The organism is Infirmifilum lucidum, from assembly GCF_014876775.1.
GTDB lineage: Archaea > Thermoproteota > Thermoprotei > Thermofilales > Thermofilaceae > Thermofilum > Thermofilum lucidum.
This window is the reverse complement of record NZ_CP062310.1, coordinates 1,055,340-1,074,715: the sequence shown is the minus strand read 5'-3', so window position 1 is coordinate 1,074,715 and position 19,376 is coordinate 1,055,340. Positions and strand designations below refer to the sequence as shown.

Sequence of the window (19,376 nt, the reverse complement as noted above, 5' to 3'; positions counted from 1 at the left end):
AGCATACCCCCTGAGTCAGGATATGAGCTCGGAGGATAAACGATTCGTCCTAGTTAACTACACAATAAGCATACTGGATGAAAGTGGCGAGAAAATCATAGAGACCACGTTCGAAAACGTCGCCAAAGAACACAATCTTCAAACACAGGGCGTTTTCGAGCCAGAGCTTGTAATAATTGGAGAAGGCCTTCTCTTCAAACCCGTCGAAGAGGCACTGAGAGAGTTGAAAGAAGGTGAGTCTAAAGAGGTTATTCTCGAGCCGTCTCAGGCTTTCGGCGAGAGAGACCCAAAGAACATTAGAGTAATACCGGCACGCGAGTTTACCCGACAGGGAGTTGTACCGAGAGTTGGTGAAGAAATTGAGGTTGGAGGGCAGAGAGGGAGGATTATAAGAGTTGGAGGGGGTCGCGTAACTGTAGATTTCAACCATCCATTTGCCGGGAAGAAGGTGAAGACTTTTCTAAAACTGGAAAAGGTAATTGTGAGCGACGAGGAGAAGATTAAAGAGCTTTTCCATAGGTGGTTTAGAGGAATTCCGCGAGAACAAATAAGTGCCGAGGTAAAGGATGGTGAGGCTACTATAAGCGTCCCAGCTGTAGCTTTACTCCACGAAAACTCTTATCACCTCATAAACGCGTTTATAAGAGACGTCGAGAAGTATCTCCCTCGTATAACGTCTATAAATCTGGTCTTCGGGTTCAGGATAGAACGGAGTCAGGCAAGGGAATCTACTCAGACCGGTGCCCAGCCTTCCTCCCAAGAAACTTCTGCTTCGCAAGAAGCCAAAGCCGAGGGTGAGGGGGGTCAATAAACTCTACTTCGACGACTGACAGCTCGTTCCCTACTTTCTCGATCTCCCTGAGTATTCTTACGCGCTCTCTTTCTTCGACGAAAACAGGGTTACATCCCTCTACTTCTTTGTCGCAGTCAGGCTTCTGATAGTACACAACAGCTCCAGGCATCACATACCTAGAATTCATCACCAACCGGGCCGGCAATTCTTCAACTTCGACAGTAACTAGGTCTTCGGAAAGTGCGGGGCAATGCACAACGTGCTTCCTGAAGCCAATTACCCTATAGCTCACGAGTGGTCGCAAGTTCCCAAGACAGGCATTGAAATACGGACATTCCAGGCATCGAGAAGTGATAAGAGGCTGGAACACTGTGCCAGGTTTAGCGAATAGAGGTGTAACCATTGAGACTGTGCGACGAGGCATAGTGCTCTTTTTATACCTCATTGAACCCTTTATTTTTGCATTATTATGCTCGGAGGAAAACTTCCAGTAGGCGCCCTCAAGGGGACAACTACTGTCGGGATAGCTGGGTCAGACTTCGTCGTGCTAGCAGCTGACAGGCGGGCCACTAGCGGGTACTTCATAGCTAGCAAGCAAGTTTGGAAGATTCACGAAATAGACTCGCATGTAGCCGCAACAATCGCGGGTGCAGTAGGCGATGCCCAGCAATTGGTTGATCGGCTACGGGCAGAGGCAAGGTACTATAGAGCTACGAATGGTGAGGGCATAACCATAAGAAGCCTGGCCACCCTCGCCTCCCTGATACTCTTCAGCTACCGTCCGATTCTAGTCGTCCAGATGCTCATTGGCGGTATTGACTCTGAGGGGCCCTCACTCTACTCGATTGACTGGCTGGGAACAGTTACTCGTGAAAAGTTCTCAGCTACAGGCTCCGGCTCTCCCTTCGCAGTATCCATGCTTGAACACGAATACCGCGATAACCTGTCGCTAGACGAGGCTGTCCAGCTTGCAGTAAAAGCGGTAAGGATAGCTCTCTCGCGAGACCCCGGTAGTGGCGAAGGAGTGGACGTTGCAACCATCACACGTAGTGGTATTAACTTCCGCCGCATATAGAAAAGAATTTAAATACGCAGAGATCTTTGAGAATGCATGTCTGTTCTTCTTAAGGGTGAAGGTTTTTGGAGAGTGTGACGTCTATAGCTAGAGAAGTTCGAGAGGCAATATTCAGCAATCTCCCGCCCAATGCGGAAATAACAAAGATAGACTTCGAAGGGCCGAAAATAGCCATTTACACCAGGAGGCCGCAGATTTTCCTGGAGAACGACGGTGAGCTGATAAAGAGGATTGCAAAGACCATAAGGAAGAGAGTAATTGTAAGAGGAGACGAGACATCCAGATTGGACGAAAAGACAGCCAGCGAAATAATAAACTCCTTGATACCAAAGGAGACCGGACTTAAAAACATCTACTTCAACGAGTCGATAGGCGAGGTAGAAATAGAGCTCCTCTACCCGGAGAGAGTCGAGCAGGCGATTCTAACTAGGATATTCGTCGAGACACTGTGGTACCCGCGGGTTTTACGCAGACCTCCAGTAGTGAGCAGGAGCGTCCGCGAAATACGAGAAATATACCACGCCGAAGTTGAAAATAGGAGAAGGTTTCTGAGGGATCTAGGCGACAGGGTGTACCGTAAACCTATCTTCAAGACGGATCGTGTGAGGATAGCCGCTCTGGGAGCCTTCCAGGAAGTGGGGAGAAGTGCCATTCTCGTTCAAACGCCAGAGACCAACATACTCCTGGATGCGGGCCTGAAACCAACAGGTAACTCTGATGAGCTGCCGATGTTCGACCTCCCAGAGTTTGACGTAGACTCGCTGGACGCAGTCGTAGTAACACACGCACACCTAGACCACATCGGCGCCCTGCCTCTACTATTCAAGTATGGATACAAGGGACCCGTGTACATGACTGAGCCTACGTTGCACCTGGCTAAACTTCTCTTTGAGGATTATATCAAAGTCTCTGAGAAGGAGGGAAAACCCCTATTGTTCTCGACGCGTGAAATATCTTCAGTCATCTTACACACATACACTCTAAACTACGGGGAAGTTACAGACATCGCGCCTGAGGTAAGATTAACGCTCTATAGGGCTGGGCACATACTGGGGTCAGCACTAGTCCACCTTCACATAGGTGAAGGGCTGATAAACTTAGTCTACACGGGCGACTTGAAGTTTGCGCGAACAATGCTTCTAGATCCAGCACATACGAAGTTTCCGAGAGCCGAGGTTCTTATCGTGGAGTCAACCTACGGCAGTAAAAACGATATTTTACCCAGCGAAGAAGAAGCGCGCCTCGAGCTAGCCAAAATAATCCTCGAGACCATTGAGAAGAAAGGCATCGTGCTAATACCAGTCCTAGCTGTCGGGAGAGCGCAAGAAGTCTTGCTAGCAATACTGGATCTTATTAGGAACAAGATTATACCTCCTGTCCCAATATTCATCGAAGGCATGATAGACGAAGTTTCTGCCGTCCACATGACTTTCCCAGAATACCTGTCACTAACTGTTAGGAACCAAGTATACAATGACCAGAACCCCTTCACCTCCGAAAACATTCACGTCTACCGGGGCGAGAACAAAGAAGAAGTTACAAGCACGAGGCCTGCCATAGTGTTGGCGACTTCCGGTATGCTCACAGGTGGCCCTGTACTCGAGTACTTAAAAATACTAGCTGATGACCCTAACAGTAGCCTTGTATTCGTAAGCTACCAGGTTGAGGGGACGCTTGGCAGAAAAATACTCCAAGGCCTGAGAAAACTAACGTTCTCCAATGAGGGGGGCAAGACGATCACAAAAGACTTGAAGATGGGCGTGTACAGGGTCGAAGGCTTTTCAGGCCACAGTGATAGGAGGCAGCTAGAAGCCTTTCTGAGGAGGATGGAGCCCACACCCCGTACTGTGATTTTAAACCACGGGGAGAAGAATAAGATAGAGGAATTCCGATCCTATCTCTTGAGTGACTGGTTCAGGAAGAAGACGCGTCTAAGCTTCAACGTGCTAGCCCCGCAAAACGCTGAAAGTGTGAGAATTGTCTAGCGGGAAGATAGTTCCCAAATTTCGTCGCCTAAGTAGTGCAATGTCCTGATTGCTTTACCCTTCTGCGAACTTTCCACTTCTTCTTTTGACATCAAGCTGACACCTATGGCGATAACCCTTCCTTTATCCAGTTCTCTCACTATGACTTTCTCCCCAACGTGGAAATAGCCCTCGATGGCTTTTATGCCTGGAACCATCACGTCAGCTCCGTTTAGAATCCGCGGCACAGCCCCCTGGTCGACAAGCACAGAGGGATAGTTAGGGACGACGCCCCTCTTGTAGATAAGGTACAGGCTGGGTATTAGGCCTACGTTCTCGAACCTCGCCAGTGCAACTACTCCATCAGCGAAAAAGAGATCTGTTAAGCCAGCATACTTCACCTTTGCCACCTCTACGTCTTCACTAGAGTCAATAATCTTCGCTATCTCAGCTCCTACTTCCCTCACTGCTTCATCTACCAGTGCCTTCTTGTCTTTCTTGCTCAACTTGTATCTCGTCACTATCTTCAGCTTCTGGGAGTTCACGTAGGACACCCTCTACAGTGTAATATGATATGACACCCTCCTTATCAACTATTGCTATCACGAGTTCCCTATCGCTCTCAAGAGCCCTACGAAACATTTCCTCGAACTCCTTGAAGCTTATCTTCGAGCCCTCTTTCACGACCCTGATGAGATACCTTTTGACTTTATCCTTTCTCTTCCAGTCAAGAAGGAATTCAAGAGCGTCCACACCCGGGAGAGCCACCAGGGCGCGGTTCCTCAAATCTGAGTAGACATTAAGCCTCACCCAGAATTCTCTGTCTCTCTCGCCTCCAATCGAAACTATAGAGTTGAAGTCCAGCATCCTGCCCGACTCATCCTCTATTACGAGGAGCCCCCTATAGGCAAGGTAGGCCGCTTCGAGAAGCGTTAATCTGATGCACTCTTTTTCTCGAAAGCCGTAACCTCTCTCGCTGAGAAAAGAAACCGCTTCTTCACTACAGACAGTTACATGACCTCCTCCCAGCTTGCCTTTAAAGGCCTCTCTTACAACCTGGCCCTCAGATTCCACAAGTGTACACTAGCCGACTTGCCAGTATAAAATATTTCCCAAGATATACCGAGGCCAATGTTAATATAGCTAGGCAACATGGAACGCTTACTGGTATGAGCGAGCAGCACAAGAAAGAAGCCTTGAAAACAGTAAAATTCGCGTTCGTTACAGTTAGTACCTCGAGGTACGGTGCCCTGCGGAGAGGAGAGGAAGTGAACGACATCTCCTTCCGAAAAGCCAGAGAAATTATAGAGAAATCGGGCCACATCCTAACCCGCTACATTCTCGTCCCAGATAGCCCGCGTCTAATCCTTTCAGCTATCGATGCCCTGCTGGACGAGCACGACGTCGACGCAATAATTGTTAGTGGAGGAACAGGTCCTACACCAGACGATTTGACCGTTCAGACTCTAAGGCCTTTGTTTGAGAAAGAGCTAGAGGGCTTCGGGGACTTATTCAGGCTTGTGAGTAGTAAGGAGGTTGGCTCCTCGAGCTACCTCTCCAATGCAACTGCAGGGATAATAGCCGGTAAAGTAGTCTTCTGCCTGCCCGGGTCTCCTGGTGCCGTTGAAAAAGCTCTCAGGGAGCTGATTATACCTGAAGTAGGCCACATTTTAAGCCTAGCGAGGAGAGTCATATGAGTGGAGAAGTAAGGGTGAGTATGGTTGACATTACCGAGAAGCCTGTAGTCTACAGAGAAGCTACGGCTAGGGGCTTTATACGTCTCAGAAAGGAGACCGTCAACGCCATACGTGAGGGGAAGGTTCCTAAAGGGGACGTACTTAATGTAGCGCGTATAGCGGCAGTACAGGCAGTAAAGAGAACCTGGGATTTACTTCCTCTATGCCACCCCATCCCCATAACATCGGTGAGTGTGGACTTTAACGTTAGAGAAGATGGCGTCGAGGTAACTGTCACTGTGAAAGCCACATCTAAAACCGGTGTCGAGATGGAGGCTTTAACAGGTGCTTCTATCGCGCTCCTAACAGTGTGGGATATGGTGAAAGCATTAGAGAAAGACGAGAGAGGGCAATATCCCTACACGTCGATCCAGGAGATAAAAGTTGTGGAGAAAATTAAGAGAGCCTAGGAACCCTCTTCCTGTCCCCTATAATCCAGTACTCGCCATCCTCTCTTCGCTCCAGCTTCCACACGTAGGCCTCGTGTTTTACCCGCTCAAGAACCTCTCTCAAGGCTTCAAGCGCCTCTCTTCTCCCCTCGGCTGCAACGCCTATAAATAGCACAGGTTCGCCCGGCTTTGCAGGCCCCCTCTTGTGGTATATCGCCGTGTAGAGTAGCATATGCTTCTGTGACTCCTCCTCACCTATTTTTGCGAGAGTAGATGTCGATAGAGGTTCTAGAGTCTCGTAGTGGAGCTCATTGACAATCTTTCCGTCAACGACTCCCTTGACTCTCCCAATGAATATGGCGACTGCCCCGGCTTTATCGTCTAAAGCTTTCAACATGCCGTCTAATAGTGCAATCGGATCCACTCTGTCGACGAACGCGAAGTGAGACCCCCCGGAAATTGGGGGCATAATGATAACCTCGTCTCCCTCGCGTACGCTATCGTTTGGCTCCGCGACTTTGGAGTTTACAAGCACTACGAACTCGCCACTGCTGATGTATTCCTTGAGGCGCGGGTACTTCTCCGAGATGATGGACAAAACTCTACTTAGCGTGTTCTCGGCTTCTGGAACCTCGAGAACATCGTCACTATGCCCTACGATATCGCGGAAAAGAGAGATAAACTTTACCTTTACCTGCATGGCTACGTCACGAGGAGGTTGAGCATGAACCGCTTGAACATTTCTAAGTCTTCGACGTAGACAAACTCGCCCTCAGAGTGGATATTAGTCCCCTCCCTTATGGTTCCAAAGGCTACCACGTCCATCCCGTAGAAGTCGAAATGCGTGCCGTCGTTGCCACCAAGCTCAGCGACAACGCTGGGCTCGCCTTTAAATCCGACATCCCTGTACGCCCTCTTTGCGGCCTCCACGACTTCTCTCACGAAGAGCTCGTTCTTCGCAAACCATCCCGGCTGGCCTGTAATTACTTCGACAGAGGCATTGACTCCGAGCTTCGCGACAGCGGATGAGAAGAAGGCATAGAACTCGCCTAAAGCCTCGTCTACCCTCTCCTCTGGTATTAGTCTCATGTCGAATCCAGCCCAAGCCTCACCCGGAATCCTGTTGTGCTTCTCTGGCTCAGTCTCCGGGAGCTTGAGAACAGTTATTGTAAAGCGACCCCATACACACGGTACAGGGCTACCGGGAGGAGATGGGAGCTTTGAGACTTTCTTACTCCTAATAGACTTGTACTCCTGTAACTCCCATAAGAGCTTTAGAAGGTCTTCAACAGCGTTACGTGCCCCGTGGGGATATCCAGCGTGGCCAGACTTGCCCTTTACCTTAATCCACCCGTGGATTACGCCGCTAGCACCCACCGAAACGTATTCAGAGCCCGAGTCAACTATTATCACGCGATCCCACCTGAGACCCTGCTCGAGTAAGGCTTTAACACCTGTTCCCCCCACTTCTTCGTCTCCCGTTACAACGAGCATAGGATTGTAGCGGAGTCTATCCTCGGAGCCCTTGAGAGCAATAAGGCCTGCCAGAGCCGCCGCGATAGCCGACTTATCGTCGGCCGCTCCTCTGCCATAGACCTTGCCGTCTTTCACGACCGGCTCGTACGGATCCATCTGCTGGCCGTCAACGATCCAGGGACCTTTAGCTGGGACAACGTCATAGTGAGTTACGAAGGCCAGCGAGGGCTTGTTTTTTGGAGCGCCAGGAAGGCTAATGATGAGCGTGGGTATCTCTCCGCCGAGCAGGTCAACTCTCTGGACGGAGAGCCCGTTGTCTAAAGACGCACCCTGTATGAGCTCAACGACTTCCCTGTAGTTCTTCCGAGTTATAACGTTACCCTGGTAGCCTGACTCGCTAGGAATCCTCACCAAGTCGGTCAAGAACTTGACCATGTCGAACTTTTCCGCCATCCTTTTTCTGAGCGTAGAAAGAGGGAAATATACTTTTGGTTACACTACATCTCAGGTGAAATAATGCTAGGCCTAGAGAAGACCCGTCTACTACGCGAGATTGAGGAGATAGTATTAAGAGCTAAGAGGGAACTCGAGGAGCCGGGTACTATCACTAGCAGTAGACAATTGAACTCGTCTTGGTTCATAGATGGAAGCTATGCAATAAGCGAGAGACAGGGGTCATTCGTATCTGCACTTTCGGTCGCGTCTCTGGGTGTTGTCTCGAAGAAGCTTGTAGAAGGCTTGCCGGGAGCAAAACACCCCCTGCTCCACATCCTCATACCGAAGTTCTACGGTGAAACCAGAGCATCGTCCATCATGGGCTCTCTTGAGCTCATTGAGGGAATAAGAGCGTTGAGAAGAAATATAGAGGCTGTCGTGTTCGACGGGAGCTACCTTGCGTCCTTGCTATCAGGTTACGGACCACTGTATGATAGCATCGCGCAACTACAGTCCAGGCTGAAGAATCACCAGATAGTGCTCCGGGAGATTCTCGAGGGAGAGAATGTCGACGAGACAATTAACAGTGCTACCGACGCGTTCATTGAGAAAGCTTGTAAAGAGGCAGAGTTGTCAAAACTCTACAAGATAGCGCATGCATTCTTGCAGAGTATATACGACTTCGCCGACTCGATATACTCATCTCTTGTACAGCACGGCGTAGACATGTACGTAGACAAGCAGCTCCTGATAGACTTCAGCACGGCCTTCGTTGAGAATAACCTATACCTGCGACTCCTAGCCAAACTCCTCTTATCAGCAGAGGAGAACAATGCCACTCCAGTGTGGGTAGCAAAGGAGACGGCGAGCCGCTTCCTATCGGACAAATTGAACGTGAGGAGTTGGCTCAACGATACAGTCCTGCTCGAGTGGGTCTGGCATAACAGGGAAAAAGTGTACCTCGTCCTAGACGAGAGCTCCCGGTTGAAGTCGCTAAAGCCTGTAACTCCACCTCAAGTGCCAGTAGCGTCGCAAGACACCATCGAGCATGCCTACAGGTTCAGCAGGTTTACTGTCGTGTACTTCAAGCTGTCGAAGTTCGGGCCTGTTCTGCAGATGACGTTCCCCTCTGACCTCGTGGCTAGGGACGTGCTGGAAGACGTGCTGGCGACGATGTCTGCGTTTGCAGACGAAAGAAGCGGATACCCGAAGCCTCTTAGCCTGGTACACCACAAGGCCTTGATACAACAGGGCCTCGTAGACGTTCTCGCCACCAGGCTCTGGCAGAACTCGAGTGGAGTATTCAGAGCTATTCTGTCTCCACTGGGACGCGAGTTCGTTCTCTAGAACCGGCAAAGACTGATTTATTAGCGCAACGCCTTTTAAACGTGGGCTGACGCTTGATGGAGGAAATTGGGAAAATTGTCAACGTCTTCGGGCGGAACATACTACGAATAGCCGTCCCAGACACGGCTTTCGAGAAAATTTCCAGGCCGGGAACATACGTCATCTTCCGCTCCTCTAGCGGGATCCAGCACCTGGCGCTCGTTACGGGCTACCTCTTAGTAGATGAACTCTACAAGAGGGGTCGGGTTCTTGAAGAGCTTGAGGGTTATGAGGATATAACTGTGATACGGAACGAGGTAACGGCAGTGGTGGTCGGGTACATCCGCGAGGGGAAGATATTCAAGGGGGTTGAAAGCCTCCCAGCCCCTGGCGAGAGAGTCTTCCTAGCAGACCCGGAGCGACTCAAGCTCCTCCTATCAGCATACGATGTCGATGTCGGGACACTAGCCTCGACTTCCGACGTCAACTTTACTATCGACTTGAACATGCTCGCGTCTAGGCACTTCGCTGTTCTCGCGATGACAGGCTCTGGGAAGTCAAATACCGTTGCGGTGGTAGTCTCGAGGATACTTGAAAAATACCCAAACCCGCGGATCGTGCTCATAGACACGCATAGCGAATATATTCCACTAGCCAAAGTCTTCAAGGAAAGAGTACGAGTATTTTCTCCTGGTGGCCGCCTCTCGGAACTAGTAAAGCTAAGGTACGGGATTGAGCCCATTCCGCTGGAGGTGCCGATGTGGACTCTTGGCTTCGAGGAGATAGCAGAGCTCTTGAAGCTCGACAGCCGTGCAACGAAGCAGTTACTCTACCTCCGCGAAGCCTTGCTATCGGTTCGCCGCGAGAGATGGCCCCACGCCGCTCCCGACGACCCTATATACTTCAAGGCTAGGCAACTCGTGGAGAGGATCGGATCAAAGGGAGGGCGTGACGATTCCGCGATTGACCTTAAGCTTAAGCTTTCGAGCCTCCTCGACGACCCTGATCTCTCCTTCATAACATCTCCTGTTATGAGCGAGAAGATATATGAGAAAACTTCGGGAGCAGAACCGGAGAGGAGCGGGCGTGCCTACACGCAACTCTACAAGAGCCTCTTCGGCGAAGGGCTGAACATTATAGCACTTGGGGGTCTGCCGAGCGAGGTCCAGGTGACAACCGTAGCAACGATTCTTCGTGCATTGTGGAGAGTCGTATCAGCACACGTGCAGGCCGGGAGCGTGCTCCCGACCCTCGTAATAGTAGAGGAGGCGCATGTCTACGCCCCCAAGGACCGCGATGTCCCGTCGCGCCAGATACTTGAGAAGATCGCTAAAGAGGGGAGGAAGTTCGGAGTAGGGCTCGGAATAGTAAGCCAGAGACCGAGGGAGCTGAGCCAGACGCTACTAGCGCAATGCGGCACACTAATCGCGCTGAGAACTACGAACCCCGAGGATCAGCGCCACATAATGCTCAGCGTGGAGGACATAATTGGAGAATTAATACAGGGGCTTGCCAGTCTAACGGTGGGGCAAGCACTCATTTCCGGGGCAGCCGCTCCCGTCCCTGCAATTATTAATGTGCACAGCTTTACTCGCATTTACTCGGCCGAGCTTGGAGGCAAGGATGTGGATTGGTCTAAGGCATGGGCAGAGAGCCCCGAGTTTATCGACATTTCAAGACTACTTTTCGCTCACAGAGAGAGAAGTATAGAGAACACCGGGCCCGGAGAGGCCCGGGACAGGGCGGCGAAGCTAGAGAACTTCCTCCAATAGGAGCCTTAACTCGTCGACAACTGCAGGCGTGACTGAGACTTTAGACACCGGGGAAGGTACGGTGTCTGTTGCAACGACCTCGCTTACACCTGAGAACAATAACAAGTCGAGGGCCCCCTTGACCATCACAGCGTGCGTACAGGCAGCGTAGATACTCCGGGCCCCCTGTGCAAGTACAGTTTTAGCTGCTAGAGCCATTGTTCCGCCGGTGCTAATAATATCGTCTACGATCAGGACATCTCTACCTGCTACGCTGAGTGTCTTAGTTGAAACCTTGACCTCCCCTGTTACGCGGTCGCGCTCCTTAACCAGATGGTCGTAGTCTGCTCCGAGGTGCTCAGCGACCCTCCTTGCCCTCTCTAAGGCACCTGCGTCAGGAGCAAGGACTAGAGGGTCTGAGAGCCTGCCCCTAAAGTAATCTGCTATTAGCCTGTCAACGAGGACGTTACGGTAGGGCCTGCTCCAGTACTCCGCTAGAACAGACGGTTTGTGCATGTCGACTACCAGGAGCCCGTCTAGTCCAAGGTTTTTGAGGGTTTCCAAGACTATCTTCACGCTGATCGGTTCCCCCTCGAGGAACCTCTTATCCTGCCTGGCGTAAGCCATGTAGGGTACTACCCCTACTATGACGTCCTGGGTCATGTGCCTCAGGGCCTCAATAGCCATGAAAAACTCGAATATCCTTTTATCAGGATTGGGGTACAGTGATGCGACAAGCACCGCTGGGCCCTCGGGTTTTTGAGGTACTCTGATGTAGCTCTCCCCGTCGGGAAAGAGCTTGTATTCGAGCTGGACGAGTTTATCCCCTACCGCCCTGGCTATGCCGGCTGCAATACCGTAAGAATTCTCGAAGGAGTACACAGTCACGTGTGCTTTTAGCTTCGCGTCTTCTTATTTGTTTTTCGCGAGAAGAAAACTGCAGCAAGCCCCTTACTCTTAACCTCGTCCACCAAGCCCTTGACCCCCCTCTCACCGAGCGTTACCAAGACCCCCTCCCAGTCAATCAGCGAGATTACCACCATTACAACGATAAACAGGACTATTGAGGCTGTAAGTTCAATCCAGAATTCTCCTCCAGTAATTTCAGCTACAGCCATGCCCGTGTAGGCCGTCAGTATGCTAATTACGACCTTACCTGCAGTAACTCCTATGAAGAATTTCAGAGGGTTATACCCCATTAGCCCCAAGAGTACTATTATCACGTCGTCTGGACTAGGGGTAGCTGCAAAAAGAAAAACAGCTATTGCGCCCCACATGCCTAGCATTGAAGACAGCCTGGAGTATCTTTTACGGGTATCCTCGCTGAGAACAATGTGCGAAACACCGCGGCTGGTAAAATAAATCAAGAGCTTGCCAAAGCCTGCCCCTACTCCGCTGACAAGGCCTAGGAGTATGGGGTTGCACCCTGGTATTAGCGCGGCGTAGAGGTACACTGCGACCAGGTACGGAATTGGAATAAACGGGATTAGGTTACCGAGGACTGAAATTACAAATACGCCAAGGTAGCCCCCGACACCGCTAGCTATCCTTAACAGCCAGTCTATCATCGGATACATAACCTGAAAGTTGCCAGGGGTATAATGAGTGTTGCGATGTTCCCCTCCTGCTCTACCGGGGAATGGTATTTTTAGCTGGGGATTCGTGGAACAATAGAAGGAGGGCGCATGTAATGATCGACACAGGCGAAGTCTTGAAAAGGCTTGGAGTAGAGTTTTACAGCTTCGCGGAGGGGGGTGTTGAACCCGAAACAGCAAACATTACCTTCGGCGAGATCCTCGGAGGCCTCCCGGGGACGCCGAGACTCTCCTACCTTGCATCAAAAAGGCTTTACCGGCACCAGTACGAGGCTTTCGTGGAGTTGTGCAACGGGAAAAATGTGGTGCTACGTTCTGGAACTGGTAGCGGGAAGACTGAGGCATGGTGGCTCTATGTGGCCAAGGAGAAAAAGAAGGCGCTCGCCATCTACCCTACGCTTGCCTTGTCCTATGACCAGCTGTCGAGGCTCGAGGAGTACTCCGCAGGCGTCGGTATGAGAGTGTTCCCCGTTGACTCGACCACTAGGCTCAGGAAAACCGGCAAGAGCTTCGGGCAACTTAAGAACGAGGTAGCAGGCTCCGACATCGTCGTCACGAATCCCGCCTTCCTCCTAATGGACGTGAAGAGAATTGCTGTTAAGCCTTCAACAAGCCTGCTCTTGGGCTTCCTAAGCAAGATGGATCTGTTGGTCGTGGACGAAATCGACTTCTACAGCCCTAGGGAGCTATCGCTCCTACTCTCACTCATCCGGATACTCTCCGAGATCAGAGGGGGTCTCCAGACCGCCGTCCTGACAGCCACTCTTTCAAATCCAGAGGACATGTGCGCCGTACTCAAGGAGTACACAGGTAGGGAGTGTAGCATCATAGACGGAAAACCGTTCAAGCGTCCAGATAGGGTGTTCATCGTGCTCGGAAAGAACCTACGAGAGGAGTGGCTTAAGCTTAGAGTATACAGAGACGTGGTGGAGAGGCTTAGCAGTGGGAAGGAGATAGCACGGGCTCTAGACGACTTTGACGAGTTTAAGAAGAACTACTTTAAAGTCCTGGAGGTTCTCCAGTCGCTCGGGCTAGAAGTCTACCCGGCCCGGCTCGACCCTGTTGACGTCCTGCGAGAGTACGTGAACGATGAGTACGCTACGCTTGTATTTACGAGGAGTATAAACAAAGCAGAGGAAACTTACAGGAAGCTTACGAGCTCGCTCCCAGAGAATAAGAGGAGCCTTGTGGCCCCGCACCACCACTTGGTGAGCAAAGAAAGGCGCCAGGAAATCGAGAAGCTCATGAGAGAGGGCCATGTGAAGGTTGTGATTTCGCCTCGAACTCTCACGCAAGGGATTGACATAGGCGTCGTCGCGAGAGTCGTGCATATAGGGCTCCCCGATGACGTGCGCGAGTTCCACCAGCGGAACGGGAGAAAGGGGAGGAGGGCTACAATACCATACACGGAAACCGTGATATTCCCCGGGTCGAGGTGGGATCGAGAGCTCCTCACGAGGGGAGTTGAGGTCTTGAGGAAATGGATCGAGAGCCCCGTTGAAATAACACTGTTGAACAGGGATAATAAGTACGGGTTACTCTTCTACGCTTTGTACAAGGTAAAGTCCGGAGGCAGGCTTTCGAGAGACGAAGCAGAGTTCCTGGAGAAGCTAGGGCTATTCAAGCAGGGCTCCCTGACCAGGAGGGGCGAGAATGCGTGGTACTACATCAACTTCTATGAGTATGCACCTCCCTTTGGCGTTAAGCGGGTATTCGTCGGCGAGGAAGGCGAAACCTACCTGGAGGATATATCGTTCTCAGACCTCGTTGAAAAGTTCCAGGTGGGCAGTATAGACTACTCCGTGGATGGAATAGTCACGGCGATCCAGCGGGGCGGGGAGACAGGTAGGTCTGTGAGGAGAATCGTAGTACAGCCGCTCAACGAGCACGTGTTGCTCAAGAACGACTCTCTCGCGTACGTCTTAGAGGAATACCGTAAGGTTAAGGCCAAGTGGGGGGAGCGCGCCAGCGTCTTTCAAGATTACTTGAGAGGGCGCCTCCTAACAGAGGTGGTAAGCAACGTCATACCGCCGACCAGCGGGTTCGGAATGTACCATAAGTACCCTTACAAGACCGTGTGGATTGTTGAGAGAGAGCACGGCCGGCCCGTTGAGACAGAGGTCGGATCGATAGTTGTGAAGGATAGGCGAGTCATAGAAGTCCCAGCCCTCACTGCCGGGAAGTACCAGGACTACACCTACGGGAAATTCGTCGAGCTCGACCACAGTGAGGACATGAGGAGGATCAGACTTGGCCTCGCCTTCCTAATGGTCTTCCTGCGCGAAGCGTACAGGCTCCCTCTCTTCACTTTCTCGTACTCGCTCTCAACTCTCGGAGGGCGCAAGTCACTGGTGCTCTGGGAGGAGGAGTGTGCGGGTCTCCTCGAGAAACTCGCCTGGGAGAGGATATACCAGGAGTTGGAGGCCTACACTCCAAGCGAGGTCGCAGAGGTCTTATTACTCACGCGTGACGAAGAGGCCCATATCGAGTGGATAAGCCTTGGGGCCAGGTGGAGCCTCGCCAAAGACCTGGCCCGTCGTGTCATCGAGTACATACTCACATCGGATAAGCTCGTGCTCACATTTAAGAACAGAAAGTTCTACGTGCCTAAGCCTGGTCGCCACCTCAAGCTGGCATCCCTTGACGTCCTTCTAGTACCACTGGACGACAAAGGCGATATAATATACGGCTACATAGCCTTGTTTGACGGAGAAGAAGTGGTCATAGAAAAAGTAGTGAGGGAGTTCTATAGGGTGGGCTCCACGGGAGAGGTTCATCGTAGGCTTGAAAAACTGCTGAACGCTGGCTTTAAAGTCCTTGTCTTCGGGCTCGAGCGCATACGGGAGGAGATGCACTCACTGAACCTCACGTACCAGGCAGCACTACTCAGCGGCTTGATACACATGAGGCTTGTCGAGGACGTCAAGAGTAAGGCTACAGAGGCTCTCGGCCTTGAGGTCGCAGGCCTCGAGAACGTCCTTTCAAGCCTCCCAGAGAGCGAGAGACAGTTTATTGGAGTCACTGAGGCTGTAAGTCTCTCCGACGTGGAACGGGAACTAATAAACATCCAGAAGAAGCTTGGCGAGAGGCTCTATAGAGACCACGATAAAGCCTCGAGCTTTCTGGACTCCGTAGCGAGGAAGTACGTCGAGGCCACCTCGCGACTCATCTACCTCCTAGGACTCGTGAGTGGCTCTGGGCTCCCGTAATCTGAGAGATGTAAAGGGGCCGCAACCTATATACTGAGAGTTAACTTTGCTGTATAGTGGTCTGATGTCTACGCGTAAGACCAAGATCATAGCAACCCTCGGGCCGTCCTCCTGGGATGATACTACGCTGAAGAGGCTGTTCTGGGAGGGGGTCGAGGGCTTCAGGTTTAACTTCTCCCATGCCGACTACTCGACCTTTAAGGAAATAGCCAGGAAGATAAGGAGTCTTGAGACACCCAGCCGCCCGGTAACGCTCATAGCGGACTTACAGGGGCCTGTTGTACGCCTCGGGGAGTTCGAGCCCCTATATGTCAAGGCAGGTGATAAAGTCATTTTCTCGTACGGCGAAACGGGAAAGGGCATACCCGTGCCCGCTCGCGTTCTATTTGAGACGGCTACTGCTGGAGACTTTCTCTACGTCGAGGGTGGCAGGCTGGCCTTTCGCGTGGAAGAGAAACACGGAGAGTATATCACTGCCGAGGCGTTAATGGACGGGGAGCTCAGGCCCCGCAAAACTGTAGCCATTAAAGGCAAGGAGTACCCACTACCCTCCCTCACAGAAAAGGACGTCAATGACGTGAAGTTTGCCGTCGAGAACGGCTTCGACGCTATAGCCTTGAGCTTCGTTAGAAGCGAGGAGGACTTGAGGAGACTCAGAGAATTATTGTTTGACCTTAAGGCAGAGGATATCAAGATAGTCGCCAAGATCGAGACTAGGAGTGCGGTGGAGAGACTCGACTCTATACTGGCGCTTGCAGACATGGTGCTCGTAGCAAGGGGCGATCTCGCCAACTTCTACAACCTAGAGGAGATTTATAGGGTTCAGGAGGAGATACTCAGGAAGGCCAGGGCGAGGGGTAAACCCAGCATTGTGGCGACGCAGCTCCTAGAATCCATGGTGAATAACCCGGTTCCGACGCGCTCCGAGGTTGTCGACGTAATCACAGCGGTGAAAATGGACGCCGACGCGCTTATGCTGGCAGGTGAGACAGCAGCCGGGAAGTACCCCGTAGAGGCTGTAATCTGGTTGAAGAGAATAATAGCCGAGGCAGAGAGACTTGAAGGTGACACGCAGGCTAGCTACGAGCCAGAGGATCTCTTCGAGGCTATAGCTAAGGGAGTCACGCTCCTCTCTAACATCATAGGCAGTAAGATCCTGGCCTTCTCCGAGAGGGGGAGCACGGCGCGGAGGCTCGCGAAGTTCAGGCCGGGAGGGGAGGTAGTTGTTTACACAAACTTCCCACCAACTGCACGTTACATAAACCTGTTAAAGGGGATTAGGGCAGTCTATGATCCCACGCTCAACAAGAACTCCCCGAACTTATTCACGGAGCTCCTAGACAGGGCTCTGAAGGCAGGTCTCGTGAGCGTGGGCGACATTGTCGTCTTCACAGCCGGCAGGCGGAGGGGGTCGACCGACCTCATATCTGTTGAGCGCGTCGGCGGCTAGCACACTGAGGGTAGCTTCCCCTCTCTCGTAGCCCTTGCCTCGTCTTCTTCGAGTTCCTCCAGAATGTACCTGACTTCCTCCTCAGATATTACGACAGAGCCTCTTTCAACGGGATACGAGTAGGGCAAGTATACTTCGACGTCGCCGTGCTTCAGCCGGAGACCGTTCCTAACGCTGAGTTCCTCAAGGGTAGCCCCCCTCGAAACCTTATATGCAACGTATATAGCTCCGTCTATCGTGAACTGTCCCCGGCCAATACTGCGCTCCAAGCATCTCCCTGTCAACTTCTCCGTCAACTCCCTCCTGGTTCGACCGCGTGGTGGATGGTCGCCCATTATACCTCCAACGACGACCAGCGTTCTCCCGGTGAAGTCCCGGGGGCTTAGGGGCTGAGACGCCGATGGATCGAGGACTAGTGTGTTGAATTCCTTACTAAGCTCCTCACCTAGTGACACAATACTCATCCGTTCTACGCGTGAAGCTATGCTGGCGAGCACTTCTGCTTCACACTCGCGCCTAACGTTGAACACCCAGAGCCTATCCCTCCCTACTATCCGCGAAGCGTGGGCGAGCTCGATGAACATCCACTTGCTCACGAACGGCTCCAGGATCTCTACGGCGAAAAACGTCTCAGTCATAGGCATCAGCTGGGTTCGACTCTTCACCTATCTGCCCTTACAAGGGTCATCATTGTAATATCTATCTCTTATTCCGGGTTAAATATTTGTGTGCCTGCACTAGAGCCGCATTACCGGAGAAGCCGAGGCTCTTGATGAGCTGCGACGTCAGTCTTGAAAGTTCCCTGTCAACAGTCACCCTGAACTCAGGCTCCTCCTGGTAGAGTTCTATTATTCCGTCGCGGATGTACCTCCTGCCGTCCCTCCTCAGGCTCAGAGCTATGAAGGAGTAGTGGCGGAAAAGGGGCGTGTCAACGAGGCGCTTGCCCCGAGACTGGCTAAGCCTCAGGTGCTCTTCATATAAGCTCTCGAGAGTTCTGTCATATAGCTCCCCTCTGCTCTGAACTTGGCGCTCGAGGAAGGAAAGAATATCCTCATACATCTCCTCAAAAAACCTCCTGACACGCGGAGAGCTATGTGCAGACATTAAGTGCACGAGGAGCTCGAAGTACACGCCGGAGACCTTGTACTTGAAAAGCCCCTCGGTGGCCTCCCTAATAGCATTGTGTACTCCTGGGCCCTTCATCGAGAAGGGCGAGCTTCCGCTACCGCTGTGAAAGGAGAGGAGTATCCCGAAGAGGCTCGAGATTTTCGAATATGTTTTTACGCGGCTATAAAGCCCTTCCAGGTCACCTTCATAGTCCTCCCTCTTCTTGAAGCCCACGTTCGGGGCAATGAAGTCTACAGGTATGCCTCGGGACGTTACCTCCTGAAGGACGAAGAAGAGCTCCCTAGGGTCTGTGGTTTTAGGGGTCTCGTCGAAGGCTATCTCAACCCCAAACTCCCAGGGCACTTCCTCCTTAATGATCCTGTAAACACGCTCTACAGCCTCAATGCTTCTATACAGCTTGAGAGCAACCCTCTTCGCGTCCAGCTCGCTGAACTTCAGCCGAAAGCCTTCGAGATCTACGTCTACACTAGTGTAGCGGCCTACTATGCTGCTATCGCCGATATAGTCCCTGAATAGGGTGTCCACCTCTTCGTCGCTTAGCTCGTCAGCACCGTAGTCTATCAAGTCGCATGTATCGATCGTGAAGAAATTGATACTGCGAGTCTCCGCCGCTTCTCTAATCTCGTCCCGGATATACTGTAGAGCTTTTGAAAGATCATCGCTCGACAGAGTTCTCTGAGGCCCTCCCCCTACTATCCGCCTAACAGCTTCAGTGCTGGATACTGTGACTGAAACGTGGTCGGCCTCCACCTCTATAGCTACGCCTTTCTCCCTAGCTCTGGCCACACTGAGCTCAATGTACTTTCTAATAGACGTTCCCGTGTGACCCCTAGTAATCTCATAAGTGCCCGGAGGGGCATTTATCACATACTCTGGAGCAGTCTCGCGGTGGTAAGAAAGCATTACGCCGCCAATGCTCTCCTCTTGCTTGAACCCCTCCAGGATGCCCTCGAGGAAGATCTCTGGGATTCTAACACCTACAGACAGGTGAGGCATCTTCCCAAGGTAGTCAGGTATTCTGGACATTACACTCAAGTAGTGATTAAGGT

The 19,376-nt window shown here is 51.8% G+C and carries 18 protein-coding genes; 9 read left to right on the top strand and 9 right to left on the bottom strand.

What is annotated here, in order from left to right; genetic code table 11:
* Nucleotides 1-22: 22 nt before the first annotated feature.
* A complete protein-coding gene (locus IG193_RS06035) occupies nt 23-811 on the top strand; it encodes a peptidylprolyl isomerase (protein WP_192818296.1) in 789 nt (262 codons plus the stop codon).
* Here IG193_RS06035 and IG193_RS09280 read toward each other — a convergent pair.
* Nucleotides 729-1,196, bottom strand: coding sequence for a UPF0179 family protein (locus IG193_RS09280; RefSeq protein WP_225876128.1), 468 nt, complete (start codon nt 1,194-1,196; stop codon nt 729-731). The two genes, IG193_RS06035 and IG193_RS09280, sit on opposite strands and share 83 nt — an antisense overlap.
* A gap of 66 nt (nt 1,197-1,262) precedes the next feature.
* On the opposite strand from IG193_RS09280, the gene psmB reads away from it, so the two are divergent.
* Nucleotides 1,263-1,868, top strand: a complete 606-nt coding sequence (psmB, locus tag IG193_RS06025) for an archaeal proteasome endopeptidase complex subunit beta (protein WP_192818294.1) — start codon at nt 1,263-1,265, stop codon at nt 1,866-1,868.
* Between the two features lie 74 nt (nt 1,869-1,942).
* On the top strand, nt 1,943-3,853 hold the full coding sequence (locus IG193_RS06020; protein WP_225876127.1) for a beta-CASP ribonuclease aCPSF1: 1,911 nt from the start codon (nt 1,943-1,945) through the stop codon (nt 3,851-3,853).
* Here IG193_RS06020 and IG193_RS06015 read toward each other — a convergent pair.
* A complete protein-coding gene (locus tag IG193_RS06015) occupies nt 3,850-4,353 on the bottom strand; it encodes a PUA domain-containing protein (protein ID WP_192818292.1) in 504 nt (167 codons plus the stop codon). The two genes, IG193_RS06020 and IG193_RS06015, sit on opposite strands and share 4 nt — an antisense overlap.
* Nucleotides 4,304-4,906 carry a hypothetical protein gene (locus tag IG193_RS06010; RefSeq protein ID WP_192818291.1) on the bottom strand — a complete coding sequence of 201 codons (603 nt, stop codon included), beginning with the start codon at nt 4,904-4,906 and terminating at the stop codon, nt 4,304-4,306. The genes IG193_RS06015 and IG193_RS06010 overlap by 50 nt, the downstream gene beginning before the upstream one ends.
* Nucleotides 4,907-5,001: 95 nt before the next feature.
* Here IG193_RS06010 and IG193_RS06005 point away from each other — a divergent pair, with 95 nt between their 5' ends.
* On the top strand, nt 5,002-5,529 hold the full coding sequence (locus tag IG193_RS06005; protein WP_192818290.1) for a MogA/MoaB family molybdenum cofactor biosynthesis protein: 528 nt from the start codon (nt 5,002-5,004) through the stop codon (nt 5,527-5,529).
* Complete coding sequence (moaC, locus tag IG193_RS06000) at nt 5,526-5,978, top strand: cyclic pyranopterin monophosphate synthase MoaC (protein ID WP_192818289.1); 453 nt, start codon at nt 5,526-5,528, stop codon at nt 5,976-5,978. The genes IG193_RS06005 and moaC overlap by 4 nt, the downstream gene beginning before the upstream one ends.
* On the opposite strand, the gene IG193_RS05995 is transcribed toward moaC, so the two are convergent.
* On the bottom strand, nt 5,965-6,657 hold the full coding sequence (locus IG193_RS05995) for a molybdenum cofactor biosynthesis protein (RefSeq protein WP_192818288.1): 693 nt from the start codon (nt 6,655-6,657) through the stop codon (nt 5,965-5,967). The two genes, moaC and IG193_RS05995, sit on opposite strands and share 14 nt — an antisense overlap.
* A gap of 2 nt (nt 6,658-6,659) precedes the next feature.
* The gene (locus IG193_RS05990) at nt 6,660-7,886 is read right to left on the bottom strand and encodes a M20 family metallopeptidase (RefSeq protein ID WP_192818287.1); all 1,227 of its coding nucleotides are present in this window, start codon (nt 7,884-7,886) and stop codon (nt 6,660-6,662) included.
* A gap of 63 nt (nt 7,887-7,949) precedes the next feature.
* Between IG193_RS05990 and IG193_RS05985 the strand changes: the two genes are divergently transcribed.
* Together IG193_RS05985 and IG193_RS05980 are read left to right on the top strand one after the other, a co-directional pair.
* A complete protein-coding gene (locus IG193_RS05985; protein ID WP_192818286.1) occupies nt 7,950-9,215 on the top strand; it encodes a DNA double-strand break repair nuclease NurA in 1,266 nt (421 codons plus the stop codon).
* Nucleotides 9,216-9,271: 56 nt separating this feature from the next.
* A complete protein-coding gene (locus IG193_RS05980; RefSeq protein ID WP_192818285.1) occupies nt 9,272-10,966 on the top strand; it encodes an ATP-binding protein in 1,695 nt (564 codons plus the stop codon).
* Here IG193_RS05980 and prs read toward each other — a convergent pair.
* The gene (prs, locus tag IG193_RS05975; protein WP_192818284.1) at nt 10,946-11,833 is read right to left on the bottom strand and encodes a ribose-phosphate diphosphokinase; all 888 of its coding nucleotides are present in this window, start codon (nt 11,831-11,833) and stop codon (nt 10,946-10,948) included. The two genes, IG193_RS05980 and prs, sit on opposite strands and share 21 nt — an antisense overlap.
* Before the next feature lie 8 nt (nt 11,834-11,841).
* Entirely contained in the window at nt 11,842-12,513 is a 672-nt protein-coding gene (locus IG193_RS05970; protein WP_192818283.1) for a VTT domain-containing protein, read from the bottom strand.
* A gap of 122 nt (nt 12,514-12,635) precedes the next feature.
* On the opposite strand from IG193_RS05970, the gene IG193_RS05965 reads away from it, so the two are divergent.
* Nucleotides 12,636-15,749 (top strand): DEAD/DEAH box helicase, encoded by a 3,114-nt coding sequence (locus tag IG193_RS05965; protein ID WP_192818282.1) that lies wholly within the window; start codon nt 12,636-12,638, stop codon nt 15,747-15,749.
* A gap of 64 nt (nt 15,750-15,813) precedes the next feature.
* Nucleotides 15,814-17,199, top strand: coding sequence for a pyruvate kinase (gene pyk, locus IG193_RS05960; RefSeq protein WP_192818281.1), 1,386 nt, complete (start codon nt 15,814-15,816; stop codon nt 17,197-17,199).
* Here pyk and IG193_RS05955 read toward each other — a convergent pair.
* Together IG193_RS05955 and IG193_RS05950 are read right to left on the bottom strand one after the other, a co-directional pair.
* Nucleotides 17,196-17,837, bottom strand: a complete 642-nt coding sequence (locus IG193_RS05955; RefSeq protein ID WP_192818280.1) for an RNA methyltransferase — start codon at nt 17,835-17,837, stop codon at nt 17,196-17,198. The two genes, pyk and IG193_RS05955, sit on opposite strands and share 4 nt — an antisense overlap.
* Before the next feature lie 61 nt (nt 17,838-17,898).
* Nucleotides 17,899-19,353, bottom strand: coding sequence for a tagaturonate epimerase family protein (locus tag IG193_RS05950; protein ID WP_192818279.1), 1,455 nt, complete (start codon nt 19,351-19,353; stop codon nt 17,899-17,901).
* Between the last annotated feature and the right edge of the window lie 23 nt (nt 19,354-19,376).